This window comes from Gelidibacter salicanalis, from assembly GCF_007997285.1.
Classification (GTDB): Bacteria; Bacteroidota; Bacteroidia; order Flavobacteriales; family Flavobacteriaceae; genus Gelidibacter; species Gelidibacter salicanalis.
The window spans coordinates 193,204-218,640 of record NZ_VORX01000001.1 but is presented as its reverse complement, the minus strand read 5'-3'; the positions used below and the strand labels follow the sequence as shown (position 1 = coordinate 218,640).

The 25,437-nt window shown below is 38.3% G+C and carries 27 protein-coding genes; 18 read left to right on the top strand and 9 right to left on the bottom strand.

Annotated elements, in window-relative coordinates; genetic code table 11:
* From ES711_RS00915 to ES711_RS00905, 3 genes are all read right to left on the bottom strand, one after another.
* Window positions 1–282: a helix-turn-helix domain-containing protein gene (locus ES711_RS00915; RefSeq protein WP_146888625.1), complete on the bottom strand. Its 282-nt coding sequence runs from the start codon at window positions 280–282 to the stop codon at window positions 1–3.
* An 88-nt stretch (window positions 283–370) separates the two neighbouring features.
* A complete protein-coding gene (locus tag ES711_RS00910; RefSeq protein WP_146888622.1) occupies window positions 371–1,096 on the bottom strand; it encodes a hypothetical protein in 726 nt (241 codons plus the stop codon).
* 14 nt (window positions 1,097–1,110) lie between these two features.
* A complete protein-coding gene (locus ES711_RS00905) occupies window positions 1,111–2,391 on the bottom strand; it encodes a tyrosine-type recombinase/integrase (protein ID WP_146888619.1) in 1,281 nt (426 codons plus the stop codon).
* A 1,233-nt stretch (window positions 2,392–3,624) separates the two neighbouring features.
* Here ES711_RS00905 and ES711_RS00900 point away from each other — a divergent pair.
* The 17 genes from ES711_RS00900 (at window position 3,625) to ES711_RS00845 (ending at window position 16,079) form a co-directional block, all read left to right on the top strand.
* Window positions 3,625–4,137 (top strand): hypothetical protein, encoded by a 513-nt coding sequence (locus tag ES711_RS00900; RefSeq protein WP_146888616.1) that lies wholly within the window; start codon window positions 3,625–3,627, stop codon window positions 4,135–4,137.
* Window positions 4,138–4,834: 697 nt separating this feature from the next.
* Complete coding sequence (locus tag ES711_RS00895; protein ID WP_146888613.1) at window positions 4,835–5,869, top strand: DMT family transporter; 1,035 nt, start codon at window positions 4,835–4,837, stop codon at window positions 5,867–5,869.
* Between the two features lie 158 nt (window positions 5,870–6,027).
* Window positions 6,028–6,330 carry an urease subunit gamma gene (ureA, locus tag ES711_RS00890; RefSeq protein WP_146888610.1) on the top strand — a complete coding sequence of 101 codons (303 nt, stop codon included), beginning with the start codon at window positions 6,028–6,030 and terminating at the stop codon, window positions 6,328–6,330.
* Window positions 6,331–6,346: 16 nt separating this feature from the next.
* On the top strand, window positions 6,347–6,721 hold the full coding sequence (locus ES711_RS00885) for an urease subunit beta (RefSeq protein WP_146888607.1): 375 nt from the start codon (window positions 6,347–6,349) through the stop codon (window positions 6,719–6,721).
* Window positions 6,718–8,445: an urease subunit alpha gene (gene ureC / locus ES711_RS00880; protein ID WP_146888604.1), complete on the top strand. Its 1,728-nt coding sequence runs from the start codon at window positions 6,718–6,720 to the stop codon at window positions 8,443–8,445. The genes ES711_RS00885 and ureC overlap by 4 nt, the downstream gene beginning before the upstream one ends.
* A 25-nt stretch (window positions 8,446–8,470) precedes the next feature.
* On the top strand, window positions 8,471–8,977 hold the full coding sequence (gene ureE / locus ES711_RS00875) for an urease accessory protein UreE (RefSeq protein WP_146888602.1): 507 nt from the start codon (window positions 8,471–8,473) through the stop codon (window positions 8,975–8,977).
* A gap of 73 nt (window positions 8,978–9,050) precedes the next feature.
* Window positions 9,051–9,764 (top strand): urease accessory protein UreF, encoded by a 714-nt coding sequence (locus ES711_RS00870; protein WP_146888599.1) that lies wholly within the window; start codon window positions 9,051–9,053, stop codon window positions 9,762–9,764.
* Between the two features lie 223 nt (window positions 9,765–9,987).
* Complete coding sequence (gene ureG, locus ES711_RS00865) at window positions 9,988–10,629, top strand: urease accessory protein UreG (protein ID WP_146888596.1); 642 nt, start codon at window positions 9,988–9,990, stop codon at window positions 10,627–10,629.
* Window positions 10,629–11,429: an urease accessory protein UreD gene (locus ES711_RS00860; protein ID WP_146888593.1), complete on the top strand. Its 801-nt coding sequence runs from the start codon at window positions 10,629–10,631 to the stop codon at window positions 11,427–11,429. The genes ureG and ES711_RS00860 overlap by 1 nt, the downstream gene beginning before the upstream one ends.
* A 4-nt stretch (window positions 11,430–11,433) precedes the next feature.
* A complete protein-coding gene (locus ES711_RS00855) occupies window positions 11,434–12,135 on the top strand; it encodes a hypothetical protein (RefSeq protein WP_146888590.1) in 702 nt (233 codons plus the stop codon).
* A gap of 294 nt (window positions 12,136–12,429) precedes the next feature.
* Entirely contained in the window at window positions 12,430–12,795 is a 366-nt protein-coding gene (locus ES711_RS16455) for a hypothetical protein (RefSeq protein ID WP_246139096.1), read from the top strand.
* Window positions 12,796–12,822: 27 nt separating this feature from the next.
* Complete coding sequence (locus ES711_RS16450; protein ID WP_246139095.1) at window positions 12,823–13,056, top strand: hypothetical protein; 234 nt, start codon at window positions 12,823–12,825, stop codon at window positions 13,054–13,056.
* Window positions 13,057–13,158: 102 nt separating this feature from the next.
* A complete protein-coding gene (locus tag ES711_RS16445) occupies window positions 13,159–13,521 on the top strand; it encodes a hypothetical protein (protein ID WP_246139094.1) in 363 nt (120 codons plus the stop codon).
* A gap of 72 nt (window positions 13,522–13,593) precedes the next feature.
* A complete protein-coding gene (locus tag ES711_RS16440; RefSeq protein ID WP_246139093.1) occupies window positions 13,594–13,827 on the top strand; it encodes a hypothetical protein in 234 nt (77 codons plus the stop codon).
* A 20-nt stretch (window positions 13,828–13,847) separates the two neighbouring features.
* Entirely contained in the window at window positions 13,848–14,168 is a 321-nt protein-coding gene (locus ES711_RS16435) for a hypothetical protein (protein ID WP_246139092.1), read from the top strand.
* On the top strand, window positions 14,128–14,517 hold the full coding sequence (locus tag ES711_RS16430) for a TonB-dependent receptor (protein ID WP_246139091.1): 390 nt from the start codon (window positions 14,128–14,130) through the stop codon (window positions 14,515–14,517). The genes ES711_RS16435 and ES711_RS16430 overlap by 41 nt, the downstream gene beginning before the upstream one ends.
* 332 nt (window positions 14,518–14,849) lie before the next feature.
* A complete protein-coding gene (locus ES711_RS00845) occupies window positions 14,850–16,079 on the top strand; it encodes a RidA family protein (RefSeq protein ID WP_146888587.1) in 1,230 nt (409 codons plus the stop codon).
* A gap of 479 nt (window positions 16,080–16,558) precedes the next feature.
* Here ES711_RS00845 and ES711_RS00840 read toward each other — a convergent pair whose 3' ends face one another.
* Complete coding sequence (locus ES711_RS00840; RefSeq protein WP_146888584.1) at window positions 16,559–16,762, bottom strand: hypothetical protein; 204 nt, start codon at window positions 16,760–16,762, stop codon at window positions 16,559–16,561.
* A 257-nt stretch (window positions 16,763–17,019) separates the two neighbouring features.
* Here ES711_RS00840 and ES711_RS00835 point away from each other — a divergent pair, with 257 nt between their 5' ends.
* On the top strand, window positions 17,020–17,652 hold the full coding sequence (locus tag ES711_RS00835; RefSeq protein WP_170245215.1) for a DUF4403 family protein: 633 nt from the start codon (window positions 17,020–17,022) through the stop codon (window positions 17,650–17,652).
* A 76-nt stretch (window positions 17,653–17,728) separates the two neighbouring features.
* On the opposite strand, the gene ES711_RS00830 is transcribed toward ES711_RS00835, so the two are convergent.
* From ES711_RS00830 to fucP, 5 genes are all read right to left on the bottom strand, one after another.
* The gene (locus tag ES711_RS00830) at window positions 17,729–19,927 is read right to left on the bottom strand and encodes an alpha-N-acetylglucosaminidase (protein ID WP_146888580.1); all 2,199 of its coding nucleotides are present in this window, start codon (window positions 19,925–19,927) and stop codon (window positions 17,729–17,731) included.
* A 26-nt stretch (window positions 19,928–19,953) separates the two neighbouring features.
* Window positions 19,954–22,305, bottom strand: coding sequence for a glycoside hydrolase family 95 protein (locus ES711_RS00825; RefSeq protein WP_211363037.1), 2,352 nt, complete (start codon window positions 22,303–22,305; stop codon window positions 19,954–19,956).
* 320 nt (window positions 22,306–22,625) lie between these two features.
* On the bottom strand, window positions 22,626–23,774 hold the full coding sequence (locus tag ES711_RS00820) for an alpha-hydroxy acid oxidase (RefSeq protein ID WP_146888577.1): 1,149 nt from the start codon (window positions 23,772–23,774) through the stop codon (window positions 22,626–22,628).
* A gap of 6 nt (window positions 23,775–23,780) precedes the next feature.
* A complete protein-coding gene (locus ES711_RS00815) occupies window positions 23,781–24,122 on the bottom strand; it encodes an L-rhamnose mutarotase (protein WP_146888574.1) in 342 nt (113 codons plus the stop codon).
* The gene (gene fucP, locus ES711_RS00810; protein ID WP_146889860.1) at window positions 24,109–25,437 is read right to left on the bottom strand and encodes an L-fucose:H+ symporter permease; all 1,329 of its coding nucleotides are present in this window, start codon (window positions 25,435–25,437) and stop codon (window positions 24,109–24,111) included. The genes ES711_RS00815 and fucP overlap by 14 nt, the downstream gene beginning before the upstream one ends.

The following is a 25,437-nucleotide window of genomic DNA, read 5'->3' as shown; positions in this document are numbered from 1 at the left end:
CTATTTTTTTAAAGGAATTAAACTCTCTAAAAGTTCAGCTCTTTTGTAGTATCTACGTGATCCGATACCGTACGCCTTAACTTTGCCTTTATTAGTCCACGCCCATAAAGTACTGCTGTCAATAGATAGGAATTTACACGTTTCTTCACGTGTTAAAAGATCGTCATTAGCTTGCTCGCTGTTGAGGTTCCTTTTAAACTCTTGAAGTTGGATTTTTACGCCCTGTGTAATTAGATCAACTAATTGTTCGGGTGTTGTTTGAAAAAATTGTACTGTGTTCATCTTAACTTATGTTTTTAAATTCATAAGCAATTTGAGTAGTACTCTTTGGTACTTTTTTGCAGTACGGTACTGTCTTTAGTACTGTTTTTTAAATGTTTGTTTCCGTTTGCACCTTGTCTATAAAGGATTGTGCAATTTCAATACTGTGTTCTTTTAAGTGATCTATAATTAAATTGACTTTTTTTGAATCGTTAAATATATTTTTATCTCCATTTTTACCGTCATTACTATAACCGTTAAAAGTTCCTGTAATGTATTTTAACCCCCCCTTAACTCCTACTTCTTTTGTGATCTTAGGATTTGTAAACTCGTCTTTTATACCTGTTTTATTGTCATTCCAATACTTATCCATTGTACCATTCGCAAACAAAACCCCAACTTTAAACCATACGTTATCTTTTTTACTTTTTATGGGTTTATCGGCTTGTTTAACCTCAACGGCTTCAATTTCTTTTTTTGGCGGTTCGCTTGTAGTATTCATACGCAATACTAAATAATCTTTGTAAAAGTTTAATAATGCTTTATGCTGTTGCTTTAATCCCTTTAAATCAACTTTATCAACAGAATTTAATTGGTGTTTTATAAAGTCATTTTCAGGTATTGAAACGCCTGTTTTATAGATTTTGTCAAATTCAGCATTTATAATGTTTCCTTGTGTGTCATATTCCAAAATAAAGATACCGTCAGCATCGGGCTTAAATTTTACCTCTTTACTATGGTCAAAATAATATTTCTGCAGTCGCTTATTATAAATCGTATCGACATTATCTGGGCTTAAACCTCCAAATATTATTGCTATGTATGACGTATTCATTACTCTTTATGGTGTTAATTAAAATAGTTACTTATTTCCATTGCTAAATCTTTATTGCTTTTTCCAATATAATTAAGAAAGGAAACCTCTGTACTATGGCCTGTTATGTATATTAAATAAGTGGTTGGAATAGTTCCATAAAAATTACTGGCTAGTGAGCGTCTACCAATATGCGAAGTAACCAAATCAAACTTTTCATACTTTGCCGATACTTTACGATAGCCGTTTTCTGTTTCCACTAACTTACTACCCTGTATTAATTCCGTTAGACTGGGCGTGTCGTTTAAGCCTGTAATCTTGCAAACCTCCTTAATATAATCGTTATACTTTTGATCTGAGATTGAGCGGGGAAAATTGCCGTTTCTCTTTTTAAGTATCTGCATTACTTTCTTATGAATTGGTAATGTCATTAACTTATTGGTTTTCGTTTGCCTAAACTCTAATAAGCTTTTCCCGTTTTCAATACGTACCATGTCTTTGGTAAAGCGTAAAAAGTCAGAAACTCTTTGGCCTGTATAACAACTAATAATTAACCAATCCCGCGCATTATCTAAATAGTCGTGTTCAAAGCCTTGTTTTTCTATGGCTTCCAATTCGTCAAATGTAAGATAGATTTTTTCTGCCTTTGCTTTGTCAACTCTCAAACTGTCTAACTGCGGGTCTGTTTCTAAACCTAAAAAACGGGCGTGTTTACAAAACGTTTTTACAAATACTAACTCTCTTTGTATTGTATTTTGTGCGTAACCTTTAGATTTTTGATAGGCTACAAATTCATTCTTAAAATTATCGTTAATATCCTGTATTAAAATTGGTCGTTTGCGTTCGGTCTGCATACGATCTAACTTGCTTTTTATAACATTATATTTTTTTGTTGAGGTGGGTTTTATTTCGTGTTTACGATACTCAATATAAAAATCAATGTAGTCGATTAGATTTGTAGGTATTTCAGCGTTCTTTTTGGGTGGGTTGTAAAACAAATCAACTTGAAGTTTTAACCAATCTTTTGTAACCTCGTTTATGTCGGCTTCATCAAACGCCTTTAAAATGTGGTTTTCAATCTTATTGAGTTCGGTGTTCACTTCCTGTTGCCTGTTGCTTATTTCAAGGTTTTTTGATCCTTTAATCTTTTTAGTGATCTTATCTGGTACATGATAATTATGCCAATGCGTTTTTGAAACCTCGAAATTTGTCTTTGTGCCTAAAACGTGGTCTTTGTCATTGTGACGAAATAACAATCTTAAATTAAGAGGTGCGTTTTCTTTAGTGGATCGGAATAAAAAATTAACTGTTGCCATTGTATGAAGTATTTGAACAATACAAATATAATGAATTTGTACGGTGTTTGTACGGCTGTATTCAAACTAAATCAAATACTTACTAACACATCCAAAAACAAAGACAAGCTTTAAACCCTTGTTGTTATTGGAATTAAACTATATTTGTCCTGTTTATGCGTGTTGAGGCAAAATGCTGTTTTTGACAAAAGTGCTCTCTCCGACTCCACAAAAAAATCCCCGGAAACTTGACGTTTACGGGGATTTTTGCTTTAAAATAACTTAAATTAAACCTGCTTAGCCAAGCTATTGTAGTAGAGCTAAAGTGCTCCTTGGTGTTTTGCTACACTGCTATAAGGCACTAAAATCATTTGGTTTAACCGTGTATATGAAATAGATGATTTCTGTTCTATGTAAAACAGTATTAACCTCCACCACCTCTTCCGATTATCTTCTAGAAAACTCATTATAGACATAATCTGATTTAAAAACCAAAATAAGTCTCTAAATGACATAATGAAAATTTTTATTTCCCAAATGTTGAATTCCAATGAACTCATTTGAAATGAAAAACAGCTCATCGTCATTACCCTTTTTAATGGGTTTGAGCATAACCAGAAAAACATTTAAAAACACGCTCTTCCAAAAACATATTCAACTTTTCGAGATGTAATTCATATGAGAATTTGCTGGAGATATAAAACGGATCACGGGAAGAGAAGAATTTGTAATTGTCATTAAAATTATCGGTAAAGATTGATACACGAGTTGAAAAAACTTAATTTAAAAACTATTTTCAATAGTATTCATGCGCACTATGGTTGTGCGACTTATAAAAAATGAGAATGAATGTATTTCCATATACCAATCAAACCGTTTTAGAGGTTTCTAATGTTATCATTCCTAAAAAAATCAGTATAGAATGTGCAAAATTGTAAACCCATTTGCTAGACCTAAAAACTTAAGATAAGTATTGAACCTGTGCAATTAAGATGATAGGGCAGTACACAAATGGAATCTAAAAGATTCAATTTTCTCATAATTAAACGGTTACCAATCCCGGTATCATAATAACAGTTCCATAAAACACACTCGATTTGTAAAACCAAACCGGATTCCACTTATCTTTACTATAACCCCATGTCATCATATACGTATGAAGACGATTTAAAAAAAATTTGAACACATCTTCTTATTCGAAGACAGAACAGTAAAAGATTAGTATAATTTTATTAAATTTCAAATACCATGCATATGAGATTAAGTAATTTACTTCTAATATTATTTTGCTTTACATTAGGCCATACCCAAAGTTATGCTCAGCTAAATGATAAAATAAATGAACCACTGTCTCAAACTCGCTCAGGCCAACATCATATTGCGCTGTTTAATGGTGCTACATCAAATTTTACGCACAACACTACAGCATATACCGTTGGATTAGATTACGAATACAGGCTTTCCAAACTCATTGGGTTGGGTGTATTAGGAGAACTTATTCTAACGGAATCCGAAGAAATTTTAGCTGGCATAGCGGTAATTGTTCATCCTTTTAAAGGACTAAAATTTAGTGCTGCTCCCCTAGTTGCCTTTGCAGAAGAACATGCTATGGGGCATGAAGCTAAAAAGAAGGCTAGTTTTTTATTTCGAGTAGGTGTGGGTTATGACTTTCATGTTTGGAAATTATCCTATGGACCAGCGGTCAATTTTGATTTTGGTAAAACTGAGTCTCTTAATTATGGTTTAGCAATGGGTTATAGTTTTTAGAATGTTGAAGTAAACATCTTATTTAAACAGCGATGACCGCCAAGCTTGGATCATGATTTATCATAAATAGACCAATTCATTCCTCCCATGTCTAGATAGTTTTACCATTGGTAACTCCTGATAGTAGATTATAAATTTATATAGGTATGACATAGACCATATTTCATTGGTTATCAAACATTTAGTTTTGTGATGAGATTTTTAAATAAATAGATCATGTCAAAAATAAAGCTAGAGAATGTCATAATAGCGAAAGTGTCTTATTGTTCAGATATATAGCAGTTAAGCTATTTTACGCCTACTATAATTATTAATTAAATTGGTATATACAATACGGGGCAAGAACCTAGTTAAATGATTTTATTAAAAAACAGGATCAAGGTCCGGTAAAACAGGTTAAAAGTTTGCAACCCCCTTAGAGCATGATCTGGATCGAGAATTTAAATTTGACACCTTGATTTTGAAACCAATTTCACTTTAGAGTAATTAAGCAAATTTAATTTAGAGTAACTACTTTTTATCGTTCAGTTACAATCAAAACGTTGTTCATTTCCCATTAGTTATCGGGACTATAAACCCAGCGCCTGCCTGCCGGCGAGGCAGGATCTTAATTCTTTATCGGACACTAATGAAAAATAGGATTAAATTTTACCATCTACATTTTATTCACAGTTAATTTTAACAAATAAACACACTTATGTCAAAAACAATTAAACCCATCAGTAAATCCATAGCATACACTATCATAATGATTGGCATATTAGCCTTGGCCTTTTCTGCCATTATGGTTAAAGAAGCTAATTTTGAGCCTGTAACCAATGCATTCCTGCGTTGTTTGATAGGTTTTATTACTTTAGTCCCCTTTGCCTATTGGGAGATAAAAAAGAAAGGAAAACTCAATAAAAACGGGATTCTATTGGCAATTTTAGCAGGTATCTTTCTGGGTATAGATATGACGGCGTGGAATTATGCCATATTCTTTGTTGGTGCTGGCATATCTTCAGTATTACTGAACTTACAAATTATTGTGATGCCGCTATTGGCAATGAGCTTTGATAAATTTAAGCCTAAGAAAAGTTTTTGGGTTTTAGTTCCCATAATGATTTTTGGAATTGTATTAACAGGAGGTGTTTTTGATGGTGATCCTATAGAAGGACCAGCTTCAATATGGGGCAGCCCTATTGCTGTTGTAGGCACATTATTAGGCACACTATCCGGTCTTTGTTATGGCATTTATCTTTATACAAGTAGAAAGTCTGGCACGCTCAACCCTGGTGTGTACATCCAACCCTTAATGTGGGTGTTTTTAGCACAGCTGATCCCTCAAGCTTTTACAATGATTTTTCTTTCACCTGACGGTTGGAATGTCACCCAAGGGGTGTTAGCTGATGGTAAATTACCAATGAATCCAGAGGTGTTATCTGGTGATATGATTACCGCTGCTAACTGGTGGTGGATGATTGCTTTGGCCGTAATTGGTCACGCATTGGCATGGGTGTTTGTTCAGATAGGTTCTGTCAATTTAGATCCTACTATTGTTGCGGGATTGCTGCTTTTAAGCCCTATCACCACTGTTCTTGTGGCGCCTTATACTAGTGGAGAGACCATTTCTTTACTGCAGGCCATAGGCATCGTTATTGTTTTGGCCGCCGTAGCCTACCAAAATGGCCTGCATACAAGTTTTCTGAATAAGCTGCGTGGCGTGAAAACCGAACCAAAAAGCTTGGAATAAACGGATGGATTGACAGAGGGCTTTACAATGATCTTATGTAAATCTATTGATTTTTGAAGATAGAGTCCATCTTAACTTAACAATGAAAAAAATATCTTAAGAATATAAATCAACATATTACAGATAAGTTTTAATACATTTAAGAAAACTAAACAATTATGAAACTAACCTCAAGAGAAACAGAAAAACTCATGCTCTTTTTGGCTGGCGAACTAGCCGAAAAACGACTAGCAAGAGGTGTTAAACTAAATTATCCAGAATCTATTGCACTGATTAGCGCAAGACTGCATGAGTTAGCACGTGATGGCAAGCGCGTAGCTGAACTGATGCAAATAGGCGCTACCTTTCTTTCAAGGGAAGACGTTATGGAAGGTGTACCTGAAATGATTTCCGATGTACAAATAGAAGCCACTTTCCCAGATGGAACAAAGCTGGTAACCGTTACCAACCCTATTCGTTAATTTATCTCAATAGACTATGATACCAGGAGAATATATTTTAAAAGAAGAACAAATAGTTTGTAATGCCAATCACGAAAGTATTAGCATAAAAGTGACCAATACGGGGGACCGACCTGTACAGGTAGGTTCTCACTATCATTTTTTTGAAGTTAATAGAATGATTTCTTTTGACCGTGAAAAAGCCTTTGGAAAGCGATTGGATATCTTGGCAGGGACCGCTATGCGTTTTGAACCAGGCGAATCAACCGAGGTGCAACTAATCGATCTGAGCGGTAGTAGAAAGGCTTATGGAGGTAGTGACTTGACTCAAGGAGACACCACTTCAAAAGGGAGTCTAGAAAAAGCCATGAAAAAAATGGAATCTGAAAATTTTAAAAACAAAAAGTCATGAGTTTCAAAGTAGATAGAATAAAATACGCGAATATTTATGGACCTACGTTAGGCGATAAAATACGCTTGGGCGATACCGAATTGTTTATCCAAATAGAAAAGGATTATAATAGTGGGCAGTACGGCGAAGAAAGCATGTTCGGCGGGGGTAAAACCGTAAGAGATGGGATGTCACAATCATCCACCAGAACAAGGGATGAAGGTGTTCTCGACTTTGTAATCCTAAACGTCATAGTCCTTGATCATTGGGGTATTGTAAAAGGTGATGTGGGTATTAAGGATGGAAAAATTGTGGGCGTTGGTAAGGCTGGAAATCCAGACACTATGGACGGAGTTTCAGAAAATATGATTATTGGCGCATCTACAGAGGCTCATTCGGGTGCAGGCCATATTTTAACCGCTGGAGGAGTTGATGCCCATATCCATTACATATGTCCCCAGCAAATAGATCATGCCCTGTTTAGTGGTTTAACCACCTTGATAGGCGGAGGTACTGGCCCTGCAGATGGTAGTAATGCTACCACAGTAACTCCCGGTTCTTGGTTTTTGGAGAAACTGATTCAATCTACAGATAATTTTCCAATGAACTTTGGGTTTTTCGGTAAAGGAAACTGTAGTTCCTTAGAACCTTTGAAAGAACAAATTGAAGCAGGTGCCCTTGGCCTTAAACTTCATGAAGATTGGGGATCCACGCCTTCCACAATAGACAAAGCACTTACCGTTGCTGATGAATATGATGTTCAGATTGCTATACATTCTGACACCTTAAACGAATCTGGCTTTTTGGAAGATACCGTTCGAGCCATAGATGGAAGAACAATTCACTCTTTTCATACAGAAGGAGCCGGGGGTGGACACGCGCCAGATATCATGAAAATTGCATCATATCCAAATGTTTTGCCGAGTTCTACCAACCCAACAAGGCCTTTCACGATCAACACTATTGACGAGCATTTAGATATGCTCATGGTAGCGCACCACTTAAGTAAATCCATCCCTGAGGATGTTGCTTTTGCCGATTCTAGAATTCGAAAAGAAACCATGGCTGCAGAGGATATTCTGCACGATTTAGGGGTGTTTAGTATGATGAGTTCAGATTCCCAAGCAATGGGAAGAATTGGTGAAGTTGTTACCAGAACATGGCAAACCGCCCATAAAAACAAGTTACAACGTGGTTTCTTAGAAGAAGACAAAGAAATTGAAGCAGACAACTTTAGAGCAAAAAGATATGTTGCTAAGTACACAATTAATCCAGCACTTTCTCATGGTATTGCACAACACGTAGGTTCTATTGAACCTGGAAAAATGGCCGATTTGGTATTGTGGAAACCTGCATTTTTTGGTGCAAAACCAGAAATGGTGATTAAGGGAGGTATGATTGTAGCCAGTAAAATGGGAGATCCTAACGCAGCCATCCCTACACCGCAACCCGTTATCATGCGAAACATGTTTGGCGCCTATGGTAGAGCGGTTCACAAAACCTCTGTAACTTTTGTTTCTCAAGCAGGAATCGACAACAATATCGCAGAAAAATACGGTGTTAATAAGGAGATGTTAGCGGTTAAAGGTTGTAGAACAGTGGGAAAAAAAGATATGATTCACAACGATGCAACGCCAAATATAGAGGTCAACCCTGAAAATTATGAAGTGACCATAGACGGCAAAGTTATTACCTGCGATCCGCTTGAGGTAGTTCCTTTAGGGCAGCTATACTTTCTTTTTTAACAGTATCTATTTTTAAAATTAATCTATGATTTGTAAAGAAGTTATTGGTAATGTAAAAACACGTCCTATTGGTACCAAAACTAAAGATGCACTTAACTTGCAATGGTTTGAGACTACTAAGCGCATTATGCGCAAGCGGTCTGAAGGAAACCAAGAGGTTGTTATCAAGTTTTTAAAGGAAGGCACACGGCTTAAAGAAGGTGACATTGTCTATGAAGATGCTGATAAGGTTGTAGTCGTGAATATTTTACCCTGTGATGCCATCCAAGTCACGCCGCGCTCTATTTACGAAATGGGAACGGTCTGTTATGAAATAGGCAACAAACACTTGCCACTTTTTATTCAGGGCGATCACGTGCTTATTCCTTACGAAAAACCATTGGAACGCCTACTCATAGCCACTGGCTATGAGGTCACAAAAACTAATTGCAAATTGCTCAATATGCTAAAGGCCAACGTAGAACCTCATCAACACGGGAAATCGGGAAGTTCACTCTTTTCAAAAATTCTTGAATTAACAACCAAAGAGTAGCATACATATAAATCACTGCTGTCTGAAAAATTAATTTTTTAGACAGCAGTAACTATATAAATGAAAATTGAAAATGAATAAGATCACAGTCCAACCCACAGCATTAGGATCACTAATAAAAATACTTCACATTACAGATCCTACGCTGCCTATTGGCGGGTTTTCGCACTCCAACGGTTTAGAAACCTATGTGCAGCAAAATTTAGTCAAAAACGCTTCATCTACTCAAGATTTTGTAGAAAGCATGTTGAAAAATAACTATAAATTCAACGATGGTTTGGCGGTTAAACTGGCTTACGACTTCACGCTGAAAAAAAACTTAAATGAAATTCTAAAACTGGACAATGAATGTAATGCCTTAAAAGCGCCGCTGGAAATCCGTGAAGGCAGTCAGAAATTGGGCATCCGCCTCATAAAAATATATGCTGCCTTACTGGATGATCCATTTTTAAATGAAATTAATAAACGTATTGAACAAAAGAAAATGCAAGGTCATTATTCCGTTATTTTCGGAATTGTGACGTCAATTTTAAAAATTGATGCCGAGAAAGCGGTTTGTGCATTTCTGTACAACGCAGCCGTAGGGATGGTTACAAATGCCGTAAAGCTTGTGCCTCTGGGACAGACAGATGGGCAACACATAATTCATAATGTAGAAGGACTTATCGAAACGCTTACTTTAGAAATTTTAGAACTCAACCGAGATATGCTAGGTGTTTGCAATACCGCTTTAGACATAAAGTGTATGCAACACGAGTACCTCTATTCAAGATTATACATGTCCTAAAAAATAAACCACTATGGATTGGGAAACCATAGTTTTAAATTTGCAGACTGAACGTCTGTTTCGTGAAATAGCCGATAAAAAATAAAAACAATACATCATTATTGGTGTACCCGCCTGAACGGATGGGCAGGTTCGTGGCTAAAATATTTACAGAAACTAGAGTTAGTGCAATGGAATTGCAGGGCTTTAAGCTTTAATTGGATAATAAACAATAAAAATACTGATGGAAGAAAGAAAATATATAAAAATTGGAGTCGCAGGCCCAGTAGGTACTGGAAAAACAGCTCTGATAGAAAAGATTACAAGACGCATTGCAAAAGAGTATAGCATTGGGGTGGTAACCAATGATATTTACACAAAAGAAGACGCTAAATATCTCGAGAAAAACTCCACTTTAGACGCCAATAGAATTATAGGTGTTGAAACGGGTGGCTGCCCACATACCGCTATTCGAGAAGATGCAAGTATGAATCTGGAAGCGGTTGACGAAATCGTGAACAGACATCCAGAGGTAGAAATTATCTTTATTGAAAGTGGCGGAGATAATTTATCTGCCACCTTCAGTCCTGACCTTGCCGACGTTACAATTTTTGTTATTTCCGTTGCCGCAGGATCTGATATTCCTCGCAAAGGAGGTCCTGGAATTACCCGTTCCGATTTGTTAGTAATCAACAAAATGGATTTAGCACCTTATGTAAATGCTGATTTAAAGCTAATGGAAGATGATGCACGCAGAATGCGAAACGGAGAACCTTTTGTGTTTACCAACCTCATGACCGATGAAGGATTGGACAATGTGATCCAGTGGATAAAGCGTTACGCCTTGGTGGAAGAAAAAACTGAAGAACCTCAACTACTTAGATAATGGAGAAATACAGTCTTAAAACGGGATTAAGGGAGCAGACGATCCTGAAAGACGTATATTTTACCCCGCCTTTTAATTTGGTGGAAGTAAGGGAAAACAAAAAGAATCCATTGTTAGAGATGATGGTGATGTCATCCTCACCCGGTATCCTTAACGATGATTTTTACGATATCAATATTGAAGTTATAGATGGATCTTCTTTAAATTTGCAAACCCAATCTTATCAGCGTATTTATATTTCTGAAAAGGGCACTAATCAACATATGAATATTTCAGTGGGTGTTAATGCTTATTTTAGTCACGTCCCCCACCCTGTGGTGCCTCATAAAGGCGCTCGGTACACTGCAAAAAACACCATTCACATTAAAAATAGCAGCACCTTATTGTGGGCCGAAATACTGACTTGTGGTCGTAAACATATGGGAGAAGGCGAGTTGTTTCAGTTTAAAAAACACCACGCTATTACAGAGATTATTCAGGAGGAGGTTTTAATTTTTAAGGACAATCTCTATATCGTTCCAGAAGAGATAAACCTGAAGGAATTCGGTCAATACGAAGAGTTTACCCATCAAGGAAGTTTATTCTTTATTACTCCGGAAACTGATGTTATAGAAAGAATGGAAAACATAGCCCAGAGACTTTCTAAAGAAGAAGGCATTAGTTACGGCATATCTAAAGTATTGGATAACGCATATGTGCTCAGAATTTTAGGAAATGAAGGCGAACAGCTTTATAAACTCTTCACCCAAATACGCAAGGAAGAAGACTATTTAATTAACCAGCGACTTAGATTAAATTAATACCATGGAGACTGAATTAAGTATATTATTAGTTACGGCCATTTCGGTAAGTGTTTTGCACACCGTATCTGGTCCTGATCACTACATACCTTTTATAGCCATCGGAAAATCAAAAGGATGGAAATTACCAAGAATTGTGATGTGGACCGCCATTTGCGGATCTGCACACGTTATGGCGTCAGTATTATTAGCTTTAGGGGGAGCTGCAATAGGGTTTTCATTGAGTAAAATTGATGGATTAAACGAGGTAAGAGGTGGATTGGCCAGTTGGGCTATTTTTATCTTTGGGATCCTGTATTTATTGTATGGTCTTTACGGCGTATATAAAGAAAAAAGACACAAACATTTTGATGTCTATGACGATGGTTCTGTATATGTATTTGAGCACGACCACAATCAAATGACCTATCCGTCAAATCGAAAAAAAGTGACGCCTTGGGTTCTTTTATTAATCTTTTTATTAGGTCCCTGTGAAGTTTTATTCCCATTGTTAACCTATCCAGCAGTAGAACAATCTACTTCCAATATGCTCATTTTAATCGGAGTCTTTCTTACAACAACTGTTTCTACAATGATTCTTGTAGTGTCCTTAATGTATTATGGTTTCAATTTTATAAAAACCGAATGGTTGGAAAAATACGTTGTGCCAATTTCCGGATTCTCCATTGCAATATGTGGTGTTGGGATGGTCTTTTTAGGATGGTAAACCTCCACCTGAAAGCGTAATATTTAACTCATTTTCATTAAATTCTATTTCAAATTAATTTTATACGTCATTACCAAATTGGTAAATGGTTGGGATAATTATATCCCGTTATTTCAAAAAATAATCGACAGTGCCTCTAGCTTTAAATCTTAATTAAAAACAATATTAAAAAACCTTCACTACAAATGCGCATCAACTTTACACTCCTTACCCTTACTCATCACACAAGTATTAATTGCCCAAAACGTCACAGATGTCTTTACGACGAACGTCAACATCCTATTGATAGTGTCTATGTTTAGTACTGCACATGCCCACACCAAGACAAACGGCTCGTTTACTTTAGAAAAGACTAAGGCTGGAGACGTAATAGAAATTTGGGTATTAGGGTATGATGAACAAGTTATTTTGCTGACTCAATCCCATATAGATAGCGTAATTACGATACAGTTAGAAAGTAGAACCATGCTGTTAGACCAGATTGTCATCACCAAAAAACTAAATGCCATCCGGCATATTGCAAAGCTAGATTTGCACACAAGCCCAGTAAATTCTTCACAAGAAGTGTTGCGAAAAATTCCAGGCTTGATTATTGGTCAACATGCCGGCGGTGGTAAAGCAGAACAATTATTTTTAAGAGGTTTTGATATCGATCACTGAACCGACATCAACCTTTCCGTAGACGGGATGCCGGTTAATATGGTTTCTCACGCGCATGGGCAAGGTTATAGCAATTTTCATTTTGTGATTCCTGAAACCATTGCGCTCATCGATTTTGGTAAAGAACCTTATAATGCTGATCGTGGCGATTTTGCCACAGCCGGGTATGCAGCATTTAAAACCAAAGACCGATTGGAAACACGGTTTCCTGAATGTGGAAGTTGGCAAATTTTACTCACTGAGAACCTTAGGCATGTTTAACCTCTTGCATAAAAACACCGACCAAAACGCAGATGTAGCTTTAAATATATTGCTTCCGATGGACCTTTCGAATCGTCACAAAATTTTAATAGAATTAATGTGATGGCAAAATATTCGACCTTTCTAAAAGGCAGTGATAAATTGGCCATTACCGCCACTCATTTTGACGGTAGATGGGATGCTTCCGGACAAATTCCTCTGCGCAAAGTTGCAAATGGCAATATTTCCCGATTTGGTGCAATTGACGATACGGAAGGCGGTACAACTTCAAATATAAATTTGGAATACAGCGGGTTTATTGACGAGAATACCAGTTTTAAATCGAATGTGTTTTATAGCCGCTACGCCTTTGAGCTATATTCCAATTTCACTTTCTTTTTAGAAGATCCTATCAATGGCGATCAAATCAAACAAAAAGAAGTTAGAGACATCTTTGGCTGTAATGCTTCCTTAAAAAACAATTAACAATGGAATTCTGTCGAAACTACTATAACCTCAGGCATAGGCTTAAGGCATGACATCATTGATGATGTCGAATTGTCTCATACTTTAAACCGAAAAACAACGCTGGATTATCTAAAATTAGGCGACATCAACCAATCCAATCTGTTTGCTTATGTCAATGTCGTTTTTGAATTGGGAAATTTCACCATTGCCCCTGCCCTGCGTTTAGATTATTTTAAATTTATGTACGAAGACCAATTGGCCGAAAACTACACCTTGCAAGCAGAGCAAAAAGCCGTTGTGAGTCCTAAATTAAATTTTCTCTAAAACCCAAACCAAAATTCACAATGGTTCTTAAAGACCGGAATTGGATTGGATTCCATTCCAATGACACACGCGTTGTGGTAAAGCAAGAAGGTGAGAAAATCTTACCTAGGGCATACGGAGCCGCTATCGGTTTTATTTATAAACCTATTCCGAAATTAGCGGTCAATTCTGCGTTGTGGTATTTGTTTTCTGAACAGGAATTTGTGTATGTAGGTGATGCTGGTATTGTAGAACCTAGCGGAAAATCTCAGCGCTTTGGAGCAGATTTAGGATTGCGCTATCAACTCAATAAATGGTTTTATGCCGATATTGAAGCTACGTACACACGCCCGTTCCATTGACGAAATAAAAGGCCAAGATTATATTACTTTGGCACCAGCTTTTACCTTGGCAGGTAAATTTACCTTTAATGAATATAAAGGGTTTTCGGGCGGACTGAGATATCGTTATATAGATGATAGACCGGCCAATGAGGATAACTCCATTAATGCAGAAGGGTGTTTTGTTGCCGATTTCAATTTAAATTATAGAATTAAAAACATCACCTTGGGTATGACCATTGAGAACCTTTTTGACACAGAGTGGAACGAAACTCAATTTGCAACAGAAACACGATTATTCAATGAACCACAACCCGTCGATGAAATTCATCCCATCCCGGGAATCTCTTTAAACCTAAAAGAAGTATAAATTATCGATTTTAAACATAAACGGTCAGACGAGGTCTAGATTTGAAGAATTTGAAATGCAAACAATCCTCTGGTCAGATCCTAATTAAATATCAAATAAGCGATTAAAAGTTCAGAAGTAATTGGTAACATGAACAACTTACTACACTTTAAATCCGTAACTTATGTCAGGAATATTGTGGCGTAATCGGGATGCAAGCCCTAGGAATTTGTGAAACCGATCAATCGGTTCAGCAAGCTGCGCTAATATGTTTACCTCGCAACATTGTTAAAAACCAAGAGTTATGGTTTATCTACAGATCACATATTAATACTAAAAAACCACCACCACCCATGAGTCACGATATTATAAAAGTTTCAAGAAACACAGAAAAAGCACCACAACATTCAAGCTCCACGCAAACGGTAGCCTTTTCCCATTACAACAATATTTCAGCTCAATTACCCATCGATCCAAAAACAAATAAACTAGTTGATGGCGGAATAAAAGAGCAAGCAACGCAATGCTTGACAAATATTAGAGCCATTGTAGAAAGTATTGACCACGAGATGGACGATATGGTAAAAATCACCCTATACCTTAAAAATATTGCTGATCTTGAGGCGGTAGACACAGTGTATAAAACTTTCTTCAAGAGCGATCTCCCTACAAGAACTACGGTAGCGGTGGCGGCTTTGCCCCTGAGTGGTGCTCTAGTGCAGATGGATGCCCTGATTTCCAACGGCGAAGGCACAGCGCCACAAGATCCTTTAGACCTGGTAAAAGTATCAGGAAATCCGGATAACCCATCAAAAGACCTCTTCTCACAAACGGTAGCGTTCTCTCATTATAACAATCTTTCAGGGCAAATACCGCGCGATCCTAAATCTGGTAAACTAGTTGCGGGTGGCGTTAAAGAGCAGACTGAACAATGTCTAAAAAACATTAAATCCATTTTAAAAAGTATGGACCATGTTATGGATGATGTTGTTAAAACAACTATATTCTTGACCAACCTTTCAGATATGGAGGCGGTAGACAAGGTTTGTGCAACCTTCTTCACTAACTATGTCCCGGCACGCGCCATAATTAAGGCATCGGCCCTACCTATGGATGCTTTAGTGCAAATTGATACAGTGGTATCACATGGCGATGGCACTCCACCACAACGTGCTGAAGATGCTCGCCTACTTGTTATAGAAGCGAACAATACAGAAAACGCACCCCAAACTTCTTACACCCAAACGGTCGCCTATTCCCATTACAATCATATTTCAGGACAGTTACCAGGAGATCCAAAAACCGGAAAACTGATCGTGGGAGGTATCAAAGAGCAAGCTACCCAGTGTTTAAATAACATCAGCGCAATTTTAGAAAGCATTGACCACGTGATGGATGATATTGTAAAAATAAACATCCAGCTTAAAAACATAGCGGATATTGAAACGGTGGACGCAGTTTACAAAACATTCTTTAATAGTGCTCTTCCGGCACGAACGGTCATTGGAGTCTCAGACATTCCGATGAATGCCTTAGTGCAAATTGACGCGGTTGTCTCCAATAGTGAGGGCACTCCCGCGTAAGCTTCTTTATGTTTATATGAAGTGAAATTTGGTTATTACTAACACAGTTCAGTTTTTTTTAAGGTGTTGTTTATTCCTAATAATTTCTTGAAGTAAGGTCTTAAACTCTTAAGTCACTCTAGTTTATTTAGTAAAAGTCATTCGGTTATTAAGAAGTTAACTGTTTGGGATGTATTATTGAATTGGAAAGTTGAGAGTATAGTCGTGGTTTCCGACTGCACCACAAAATCCCCGTAAACTTCGTATTTACGGGGGCTTTATTTTTTAATCAACAAGTAGCAGACAAATAAAATAGTACTGCTATAGTATTTGTTATTAGCTATGTATCATAAAAAAGGATACTAAAATATAGCAATCGAAATCTTTTTGAATCGATTTAAAGGTACTGAAATTTAAAATAAAAACGCCGAAAAAGATCTGCAATAGTATTTGTGCGCACAATGATTGTTACTTTTGCTGAAGTAATCAAAATAGATATATTAAGCCCTCTTACCACCCAAAAAACTAGCCCCTAATGCGATAATTCCTAACCCTATAGTGATATAAGAATTGGTGTTGTCTTGTGCTTCAACCGTTAGCGGCCCAACACTTACTGAAGCCTCTGGAGCAATCATCGTGTAAATGCCATTAATTAATAATACGATTCCGGCGATCATTAAAATGGTTTTGATTGTGTTATTCATTATCATCAAATTTAGTTTGTGGTAAAAGATAATGAATATATGGAAAAGCGAACAGAAATTGACAGATCCAAATTCAGATTAAATTTATAGAAATAGTTGCAAAAGTCTATTTTCGACTTTCCCATAACATCAAATATTTCCAGTGAAACACCACCACGTTTTGTACATATTGTTCATTTGAGATAAGATATCATCGCAAGAAGACCATCGACTTTCAAAAATTTATCTTAATTTTCAACTTCACAATTCAAATGTATATGAACACCAACCAAACCTCTTCTGATCAAGACATTTCATTAACTTTGCCCGTTAAAATGGACTTTGAAGTCTTAGATGCCTTTTTAAAGAAAGAATATAATGATACCAACATCAGTCATAAAGACGATAAGGGCAACACTTCCAACTACTTTAAAATCCTCGATTTGAACTTGGAAGAAAGTGATCACCCAGACTATAATCTCAGCCTAAAGCTACACCTACAACCGCTCACGCTGTTATTTAACAATAATACGGTTGATGTATCGGTCCTGGCCGAATTAAGATTGGATGTGGCCACCCAAAAATTATACGTGGAAGCCTACGACATGGACAGCAACGGAAAAAACTGGGTGACCAACACCCTGCTGAAAACTGTTTTGAACACCTTTATCTATAAAAAAGTCATCAACACGTTGAGTTTTGATTTGATGCCCATGATCACCGAAAAATTAGCCCTGATCAATGCCCAATTGGCCTCGAAATTCAAAACCACCAATGGCATTTCCATCATGGGGAATGTGGCCAGTTTCTCTGTTAGCCATTTTGAAATCAAAAATGATGTGATTTGGGTGCTCATACATAGCCAAGGTTGGGGCGTGATCAGCATTGATGATTTGGAACTTTTGGGATAGCAAGAAACTAGAACTTTATCTTTAGTGCAGCGCCACTAAACCTGAGAATTTTTACGAGCTTTTCATATAACGCCTTTTATCTATAAGATGCTTTTATGTCTTGAATATAGATGGCATATAAGGTTTTTGCTATGGCCACGCCGTCACCTTGTTCTGTGGTGGGAAATAGTTTGTGCTCTTTATTCCAAGCCTCTTCAAAAGCATAATAGTCGATGTCTTCGGGGTGTTCGCCTTTCAATTCCGCGCGGAGTTTGGCAATGAACAATTCCCATCGTGGTAAATAGAAATCAGACAGCATCCGGCCCCACTCCCGGTGGGCATAATCGTGTAAATTGGAATCTTGAAAACTCCACGTGGTAATTTGAGTCCGTGCGTTGTATTCAAATAAATCCTTTTCAGAAGGATTAGTGGCACTAGATTTTGCCGCTTCTAACCAAAACCCTAACATGAATTCTTTTCTGGAATTTAATAAGCGGTCTTGATCTTTTAATAAGGTGGTGAATGTTTCGCTGGCCATTTTAAAGCCGCTTAAGTCGCCATATTTGTAGTGGCGCATCATATCTGCATACACTACCTGAGCGTAATTTGCCAACACTTGGCGGGTCAAGTCCACCAAATCATATTGAAAATTGGTGCGCTCTGTTAAACCTTCCGATTCTTGAATAAACAATTGCCAAGCTTCCAGTAATTCTGACGGATTGTAATGTAACTCGGTGGTTGCCCAACTGGAAACACCAGTGATATTTAACGAGGGTCGGGCACAAAAAATGGATTCATTGGTGCCTTGCTGGTACGGCGGGCCCATAGTTTTACCATAAACGGTGTTATTTAGAATTTGCCATGCCTTGCTTAAGTTTTGATTTGAAACACCATAACGTCTGTGCGCATAATCTGTTAACCATGTATCCATATTTACAGCCGCATCTCTCCATCTCAACTCGTACAACAGCTCATAAACCACGGGATTATTTTCAATCCCTTCCGGCATCACGCCAATGCCTTTTAAACTCTGCGGATGCTTTTCCAGAGCTTTGAATAGTTCATTATTAATGACCTCCAGTCTCCCAAACATCCCCACATTACCCCCGTAATTTGTAATCGTGGACCAGATCCAGTTTTTATTGTCCCACGCGTTGTTTTGGGACCACTGCGGATTGTTATCAGCGTCCAAATCTAGAATTAAGATATCCTCCGCTTTAATTCGGGATAACAATTCCAACCTCGGATTGGCATGCCAAGCTTGAAACACCCATTTCGCATTAGGATACACTTGTTTGACACTGCCAATTAAGTTTTCTCCAGCGGCAGGCAAATCAATGCCATCAATACTGCCGCCTTCGTGAAAAGGGTCTCCAGAGAAATACTCGGTTTCGCCAAATAGCTTTTTTTGTTCTTCATAAAATATGTTGGCGATTTTCAAAAACAGCGGATCGGTAGGCAACAAAAATGCCGGTCTTTTAAATCCGCCAGCCCAAAGTCCTTGATCGCGAATTTCGGAATCAGGATATTTTTCTTTGAGATTATTCGGGACCATACCGTAAAATCCTGGGAGTACAGGCTTCATTCCGTACTCGCGCATGCGTTTAAGAATCTTTTTTTGCAAGGCAACTTGCTGGTCGATATATTCTTTTGAAACAGGCCCGCCCCAGCCTTCTAAATTGGTCATTAACCACCAACTGGTAAATGCAGGTCCGGGAATAAATTCGAGTATTTCCGTTTCGGAATAGTTTAATCTTTTAAGCACATTATACCAAACAGCTTCAGTACCGGTAATGGCCAGCGGGAGGTTAACGCCATTTAAGGCCATCCAATCAATTTCCTGTTCCCATCGTTCCCAATCCCAAAAAGACATGGTATAATTAAAGGTGCAATAGTTGAGATAGTAGGCGTGCTCAAACGCCGATTCTTTGGTTAATGTACCTTCAATTTGGGGTAACGACTGAGGCAGGTCAATTTGATTGCCACTCCACGACACACTGCTATTCGTGTAATATTTCAAATACCAATTCAGCCCCGAAGCCATGGCTACGGGAGTGTTTCCTTTAATCAACACTTTGCCATTTTTAGTACGCAACTTAAATTTATCAAGCCCAATACCCTCGAGTTTTTCAAAAGTAAATTGCTTTGAAGTTGCTGCAGGCAGTATCCGTTCTGCCAAATTTTCCATCACGAAGGTGGAATTGCGTTGGGCAGCGCAACTCAACAGCATTGTGCTGAAGAGTGCACCAACCATAATTGATCGCACCGTTAATGTGAGTGGAAGTTTTTTAATCACGAAAATACGCTGTTTTAAAGATGGGATTAGTACGCTTTATAAGTGTAGATACCGTCAGCATTTAAGTTGAATGTTCTGACCTCATCATTAACTTTAACTTCGCCTGATTGGTTTGGTTTTCCTGCGATTTTGGCTTCTTTGACACGGCCATTTTCCCAAAGCATATCGATTTCAAATCCACCACGAGCCTTTAGTCCCGTCACTTCACCTGAGCTCCACGCGTCCGGTAAAGCTGGTAAGAGTTCGATGATCCCGGACTGCGATTGCAATAGCATTTCTGCCATCCCAGAAGCACCACCCATATTTCCGTCCAATTGAAATGGCGGATGTGCGCACAGTAGATTTGAATAAGTACCTCCAGCCGTAGAGGTCCCAGTAATGTTATCGCCTACAGGTTTTAGCAAGCTTTTTAACATTTTATGGGTACGGTTTCCGTCATTAAGACGCGCCCAAAAATTCATTTTCCAACCACGAGACCAGCCCGTTCCACTATCACCACGAGCGTTTAATGTAACACGAGATGCTTCCGCCAATTTTGGAGTTTTCGCGGTGGAAATCTGATTTCCTGGGTGTAAGGCGAATAAATGAGAGACGTGACGGTGATCGCTTTTTGGATCATCAACATCTTCAGTCCACTCTTGCAATTGTCCCCAAGAGCCAATTTTTGGAAGTAAAATAGCATCTCTAGTCACTTTCGCTGTATTGGTGAACTCATCATTAATTCCTAATACTTCAGCCGCTTTAATAGAGTTATTTAAAATGTCCCAAGCAATTTGATGATCCATAGATGCCCCTTGCGAAATCCCACCGTGTTCTGGCGAATACGACGGTTTAGACACTAACTTGCCATTTTCATCCTTGGTCAAATAATCGATCCAAAAAAGTGCCGATTCCTTCATGACTGGATACGCCTTTTCTTTCAAATAAGTTTTGTCTTGGGTAAAATCATAATGATCCCATAAATGTTGCGAAAACCACGATGCCCCCGTTGGAAAGAATCCCCAGTCCACACCCCATCCTGGTGATGTATATCCAAAAGCATTGATCATGGTATTAGCCATCCAGCCACGGGTATTAAAAAATTCTTTAGCGGCCAATTTCCCTGGTTCTACCAAACTTTCAATAAAATCTAAAAACGGCACGTGGCATTCAGAAAGATTGGTCATTTCAGCAGGCCAATAAATCATTTCTAAATTAATATTACTATGGTAGTCAGCAGCCCAGGTCGGATTGGTAGAATTGTTCCACTTGCCTTGTAAGTGCATGGACATGGTGTTTGGTCGGCTGCCTGCGATCATCAAATAGCGGGCATATTGAAAGTACAGACTTTCCAGAGCATTATCATTAGCCCCTTCAGCATAGGCCTGTAAACGTTTATTAGTAGGACTATTTTGGGTTGGACGCTCGCCTAAATTCAAACTGACACGATCAAACAAATGAGTGTAATCTGCAATATGTTCTTGCTTTAATTGCTTAAAGGTTGTGGTGTCCCATTTCTGAGCAATAGCGTTATTAGCTGCTTTATAATCGTTGCCTTTATATGTAGGAAATTTTAAGGCATATCCTGTTGCCGACGTATTTAAAATAACAAGATCTTTCGCCTTCTTGATATAAATGACCCCATCCTTGAAACTGATTTTACCATCGGACATTTTTAAGGATAACTTCGTTTCAAATGGCATTCCGTTGTCGGCAACCTTACCTTCAAAAGTATAGACGCCGTCCTTAAAATTCTGAGACACGAGCACATGCGGTGTTTCAAATCGGATTTCATAATCCGTCTTTTTGGAACTCTCAAAACGATACACCATGGTATTGGTTGGGTAATTTCCAAAATACGTACGGTTATAAGTCGTTTTGCCAATAGTGTATTCTACTTTTCCTAGGGCATTGCTGATATCAAGACTGCGCTTATAATTAACAACGTTTCCAGAATGGCCTACTTTTACAAAAATATCGCCCATGGTTTGTTGGGCACCATAATCGCCAAATTCAGCATTGTATTGTTTCCCCGTATCAATAATACCAGTAAATTTTGACTGCGCTAATTTATGAGCTTCGGCTTTTTTGCCATCTTCTAACAAGGCTCTTACCTCAGGCAAATATTTATGGGCACCCTCGCGAATCCCGAAGTTGTATTCAGGATTTGAATCGGGACCACCAGACCAAAGTGTACCCTCTGAAAATTGAATTTGTTCTTCCTGAATCCCTCCAAAAAACATGGCACCTACATAACCGTTTCCAATAGGCAGGGCTTGGGTCATCCATACCGTAGCGGGTTCTTCATACCACAATTCTAAAGGATTACTTTTTTGGGCAACAGATACCATCGTCAGTAAAACACAGCACGCACTAAAGGCTAATCTTAAATTTTTCAATGTCTTTTCAATTTTATATTAATCTAATCTGAGAAGTCTTGGTTCTTGAGTCTTGGCTCTTGGTTCTTGATTCCTTGTTCGTTATTCGATATTCTCTTCTCTCTTCTCAACATGTAATCCCACTCATAATCTACCAAAACCACCTCGTCTTCTGCTTCTCTCCGGAAGCAGAATCCACTCCTCTTTTACAAGGAGGAGAATTTAAAAGTGTGATTTAATTTGAAAATCGCGAATTAAAAATCGCAATTCTCTCTTCTCTTTATTCTTGGTTCTTTGTTCTATTTTCTCTTCTCCATTTTCCGCTATCTCAACTCCCCAAATCATTTCACCAAAAACCTAGGTAAATCCTCAACTTTTTCACAACACACCTGCTCCATCACCTGCTGAAATTCACGTTTCATCAACGAGATGGTATGAGTGCCGCCTTCTTTTCCTAAAGCGCCAACACCATACATAAAACTGCGGCCCATAAAGGTAAATTCGGCACCACTTGCCATGGCTCTTGCAATATCCGGGCCACCACGTAATCCTGAGTCGACCATAATTTTGACTTGGCCTTTAAATTTTTCTGCCAGATGTGTCATCGGTACAATGGTAGATTGCCCCGCATCCAATTGACGTCCGCCGTGATTGGAAACAATTAATCCATCGACACCTAAATTGATCGCTTTTTGTGCATCTTCTTCACTCACCACGCCTTTTATCACTAGTTTTCCTTTCCACTGGTCTCTTATTGATGCTATGCGATCTTCATTTAAACGTCCAGAAAACGTCGTATCCATAAACTCCCCCAAGCCTTTCAAGTTTAAGCCTTTTGGCATGTAGGCTTCCATGGTTTTGAATGCCGGTTGCCCGTGAATTAAGGTTTGAAGCGCCCAATCAGGCTTTGTAAATACTTCAAGAATATTTTTGAGGTTCATGGTTGGCGGCATGGCCAAGCCATTTCTAATATCTCGCGGTCGGTACCCAAAGGTGGGTACATCGGCTAAAATTACTAGCACATCAGTCCCAGCATTGGCCGCTCTATCCAATAAATCGCGTTTCACCTTTTCATCCGAGGGGTGATAGAGTTGAAACCAAGAGGTTCCTTCTGTTAGTTCCGCAATTCGCTCAATACTGGAGGTCGTCACGGTACTTAGAATAAACGGAATATTATGTGCAAATGCGGCTTTAGCCAGAATTTCTGGAGCGTTAGGCCACATCAAACCTTGTAGTCCTACGGGTGCAATTCCGAAAGGCGAATCGTAGGTATGCCCAAACAATTTCGTTCGGGTATCTGATTTCTCAAACTTGGACAAATACTGTGGCATTAATTCCACTTTTTGCAAGTCAGTGCGATTTTTATCTAAGTTGATATCTTCATTGCAGCCACCATCTAGATATTCAAAAGCAAACTTTGGCATTTTCACCATGGCTCGGTTTCGTAAATCGGTGACGGATGGATATTTCGGATTTATTGTCAATTCCATGTCCCGCTAGGCTTTTAAATGATAAATCTTTTCCATCAACAACCATTTTTCGTCTTCTTTGGCGGTAGGAAGTGCTTGTTGATACTTCCACATCAGGCTTTCCCATTCTTGAACTGTCGGATTGTTGGCATCATTTTCATTCTTTTTATCAAACGAAAAAGAGTAATTCACATCCATAATCATGAATAAGCGATTCTCGACCAAATAAATCTCTAGATTGAGAATGCCACTATCGGTAATACTTTCAACAATTTCCGGCCACACGTTTTCATGGTGTTTTTTATAGGCTGAAATCAATTCGTCATCATTGATCAAATCGAGTGCAAAACAGTGTCTATGCGTTTTCATGTTTCATCGTTTTATATCCAAATAATGCCACCACGGCCATACAAATTAAAGGCAGGATGAACGAAAAATTCACCTCAGGAATATAACCTAAGATTTTTGCATCGCTAAAACCAGAACCTCCAATATCCAATATACTTCCTTGTAATACTGGCAACAAGGCGCCGCCTACAATGGCCATCACTAAACCGGCGGAACCAATTTTAGCTTCATCGCCCATGTTGTTGAGTGAAATTCCGTAAATAGTTGGGAACATGATACTCATAAACAAGGATGTTGCCACCAAGCTATACAAACCTAAATGCCCGCCAACAAATACCGTAATCATGGTAGTAATGACGCCACCAATTCCGAAAACGAACAACAATTTGGCTGGACTAATTCGTTTCATGGAGAGGGTTCCAAGCCATCTTCCGGCAAGAAATAATAGCATGGCGCCCACATTATACCAGGTGGCGGTGAGTTGATCGTTAGCAGGTAATGCTGCATTTAAATTATCTACATATTGAAAAATGAAGGTCCAGCACATAATTTGCGCGCCCACATAAAACATTTGCGCGATGACTCCAGTAATGTAAGTTTTATTTTTAGCTAAGATTTTAAAGGTTTTTGAAAGGGCAATTTTTGAATGCGATTCCACCTTCGGAAATTTAACCACCATAATTGCTGCCATAATGATCAACACCAACAGCCCTAAAGCAATGTATGGTACGCTAATAACGCTTAAATCGTTTTCTCTAATGGCTGCCATTTCTAAACTGGACAAGGCTTGGTACGCGTCTTCCGTAAAATCTACGGACCGAAGGGCATCAATGATAAACACCTGGGCGATAATCATTCCCGTTAAAGAACCTATCGGATTAAAGGCCTGCGCTAAATTGAGGCGCTGCGTGGCTGTTTCTTTTGGGCCTAAGGCTAAAATCAACGGATTAGAAGTGGTTTCTAAAAATGCCAATCCGCAGGTCATCACCCAAAGTGAAATTAGAAAGTAATTAAAAGTTTCAAATTTGGCCGCTGGATAAAACAAGAAGGCACCAATGGCATACAAGGTCAATCCAACAAGGATTCCTGATTTGTAACTGTATTTTCTGATGAATAATGCTGCGGGCAAGGCCATAAAGAAGTAGCCAAAATAAAACGCAAACTGTACCAAAGACGCTTGGGTATTGGAGAGTTCTGGCATTACTTTTTTAAACGCCGACACCATCGGATTGGTTAAGTCATTCGCGATTCCCCAAAGTGCAAATAAGGAGGTAATCAACATGAATGGCAGGAGAATATTTCTGGAAACGATTGGTTGTTTAGTAAGGTTTTTCAT

What these genes read in the sequence shown, in the direction of transcription:
- ES711_RS00915 (WP_146888625.1), bottom strand. Translation starts at nt 282, where the DNA reads ATGAACACAGTACAATTTTTTCAAACAACACCCGAACAATTAGTTGAT.
- ES711_RS00910 (WP_146888622.1), bottom strand. Translation starts at nt 1,096, where the DNA reads ATGAATACGTCATACATAGCAATAATATTTGGAGGTTTAAGCCCAGAT.
- ES711_RS00905 (WP_146888619.1), bottom strand. Translation starts at nt 2,391, where the DNA reads ATGGCAACAGTTAATTTTTTATTCCGATCCACTAAAGAAAACGCACCT.
- ES711_RS00900 (WP_146888616.1), top strand. Translation starts at nt 3,625, where the DNA reads ATGAGATTAAGTAATTTACTTCTAATATTATTTTGCTTTACATTAGGC.
- ES711_RS00895 (WP_146888613.1), top strand. Translation starts at nt 4,835, where the DNA reads ATGTCAAAAACAATTAAACCCATCAGTAAATCCATAGCATACACTATC.
- ureA (WP_146888610.1), top strand. Translation starts at nt 6,028, where the DNA reads ATGAAACTAACCTCAAGAGAAACAGAAAAACTCATGCTCTTTTTGGCT.
- ES711_RS00885 (WP_146888607.1), top strand. Translation starts at nt 6,347, where the DNA reads ATGATACCAGGAGAATATATTTTAAAAGAAGAACAAATAGTTTGTAAT.
- ureC (WP_146888604.1), top strand. Translation starts at nt 6,718, where the DNA reads ATGAGTTTCAAAGTAGATAGAATAAAATACGCGAATATTTATGGACCT.
- ureE (WP_146888602.1), top strand. Translation starts at nt 8,471, where the DNA reads ATGATTTGTAAAGAAGTTATTGGTAATGTAAAAACACGTCCTATTGGT.
- ES711_RS00870 (WP_146888599.1), top strand. Translation starts at nt 9,051, where the DNA reads ATGAATAAGATCACAGTCCAACCCACAGCATTAGGATCACTAATAAAA.
- ureG (WP_146888596.1), top strand. Translation starts at nt 9,988, where the DNA reads ATGGAAGAAAGAAAATATATAAAAATTGGAGTCGCAGGCCCAGTAGGT.
- ES711_RS00860 (WP_146888593.1), top strand. Translation starts at nt 10,629, where the DNA reads ATGGAGAAATACAGTCTTAAAACGGGATTAAGGGAGCAGACGATCCTG.
- ES711_RS00855 (WP_146888590.1), top strand. Translation starts at nt 11,434, where the DNA reads ATGGAGACTGAATTAAGTATATTATTAGTTACGGCCATTTCGGTAAGT.
- ES711_RS16455 (WP_246139096.1), top strand. Translation starts at nt 12,430, where the DNA reads ATGTTTAGTACTGCACATGCCCACACCAAGACAAACGGCTCGTTTACT.
- ES711_RS16450 (WP_246139095.1), top strand. Translation starts at nt 12,823, where the DNA reads ATGCCGGTTAATATGGTTTCTCACGCGCATGGGCAAGGTTATAGCAAT.
- ES711_RS16445 (WP_246139094.1), top strand. Translation starts at nt 13,159, where the DNA reads ATGGCAAAATATTCGACCTTTCTAAAAGGCAGTGATAAATTGGCCATT.
- ES711_RS16435 (WP_246139092.1), top strand. Translation starts at nt 13,848, where the DNA reads ATGGTTCTTAAAGACCGGAATTGGATTGGATTCCATTCCAATGACACA.
- ES711_RS16430 (WP_246139091.1), top strand. Translation starts at nt 14,128, where the DNA reads ATGCCGATATTGAAGCTACGTACACACGCCCGTTCCATTGACGAAATA.
- ES711_RS00845 (WP_146888587.1), top strand. Translation starts at nt 14,850, where the DNA reads ATGAGTCACGATATTATAAAAGTTTCAAGAAACACAGAAAAAGCACCA.
- ES711_RS00840 (WP_146888584.1), bottom strand. Translation starts at nt 16,762, where the DNA reads ATGAATAACACAATCAAAACCATTTTAATGATCGCCGGAATCGTATTA.
- ES711_RS00835 (WP_170245215.1), top strand. Translation starts at nt 17,020, where the DNA reads ATGAACACCAACCAAACCTCTTCTGATCAAGACATTTCATTAACTTTG.
- ES711_RS00820 (WP_146888577.1), bottom strand. Translation starts at nt 23,774, where the DNA reads ATGGAATTGACAATAAATCCGAAATATCCATCCGTCACCGATTTACGA.
- ES711_RS00815 (WP_146888574.1), bottom strand. Translation starts at nt 24,122, where the DNA reads ATGAAAACGCATAGACACTGTTTTGCACTCGATTTGATCAATGATGAC.
- fucP (WP_146889860.1), bottom strand. Translation starts at nt 25,437, where the DNA reads ATGAAAAACCTTACTAAACAACCAATCGTTTCCAGAAATATTCTCCTG.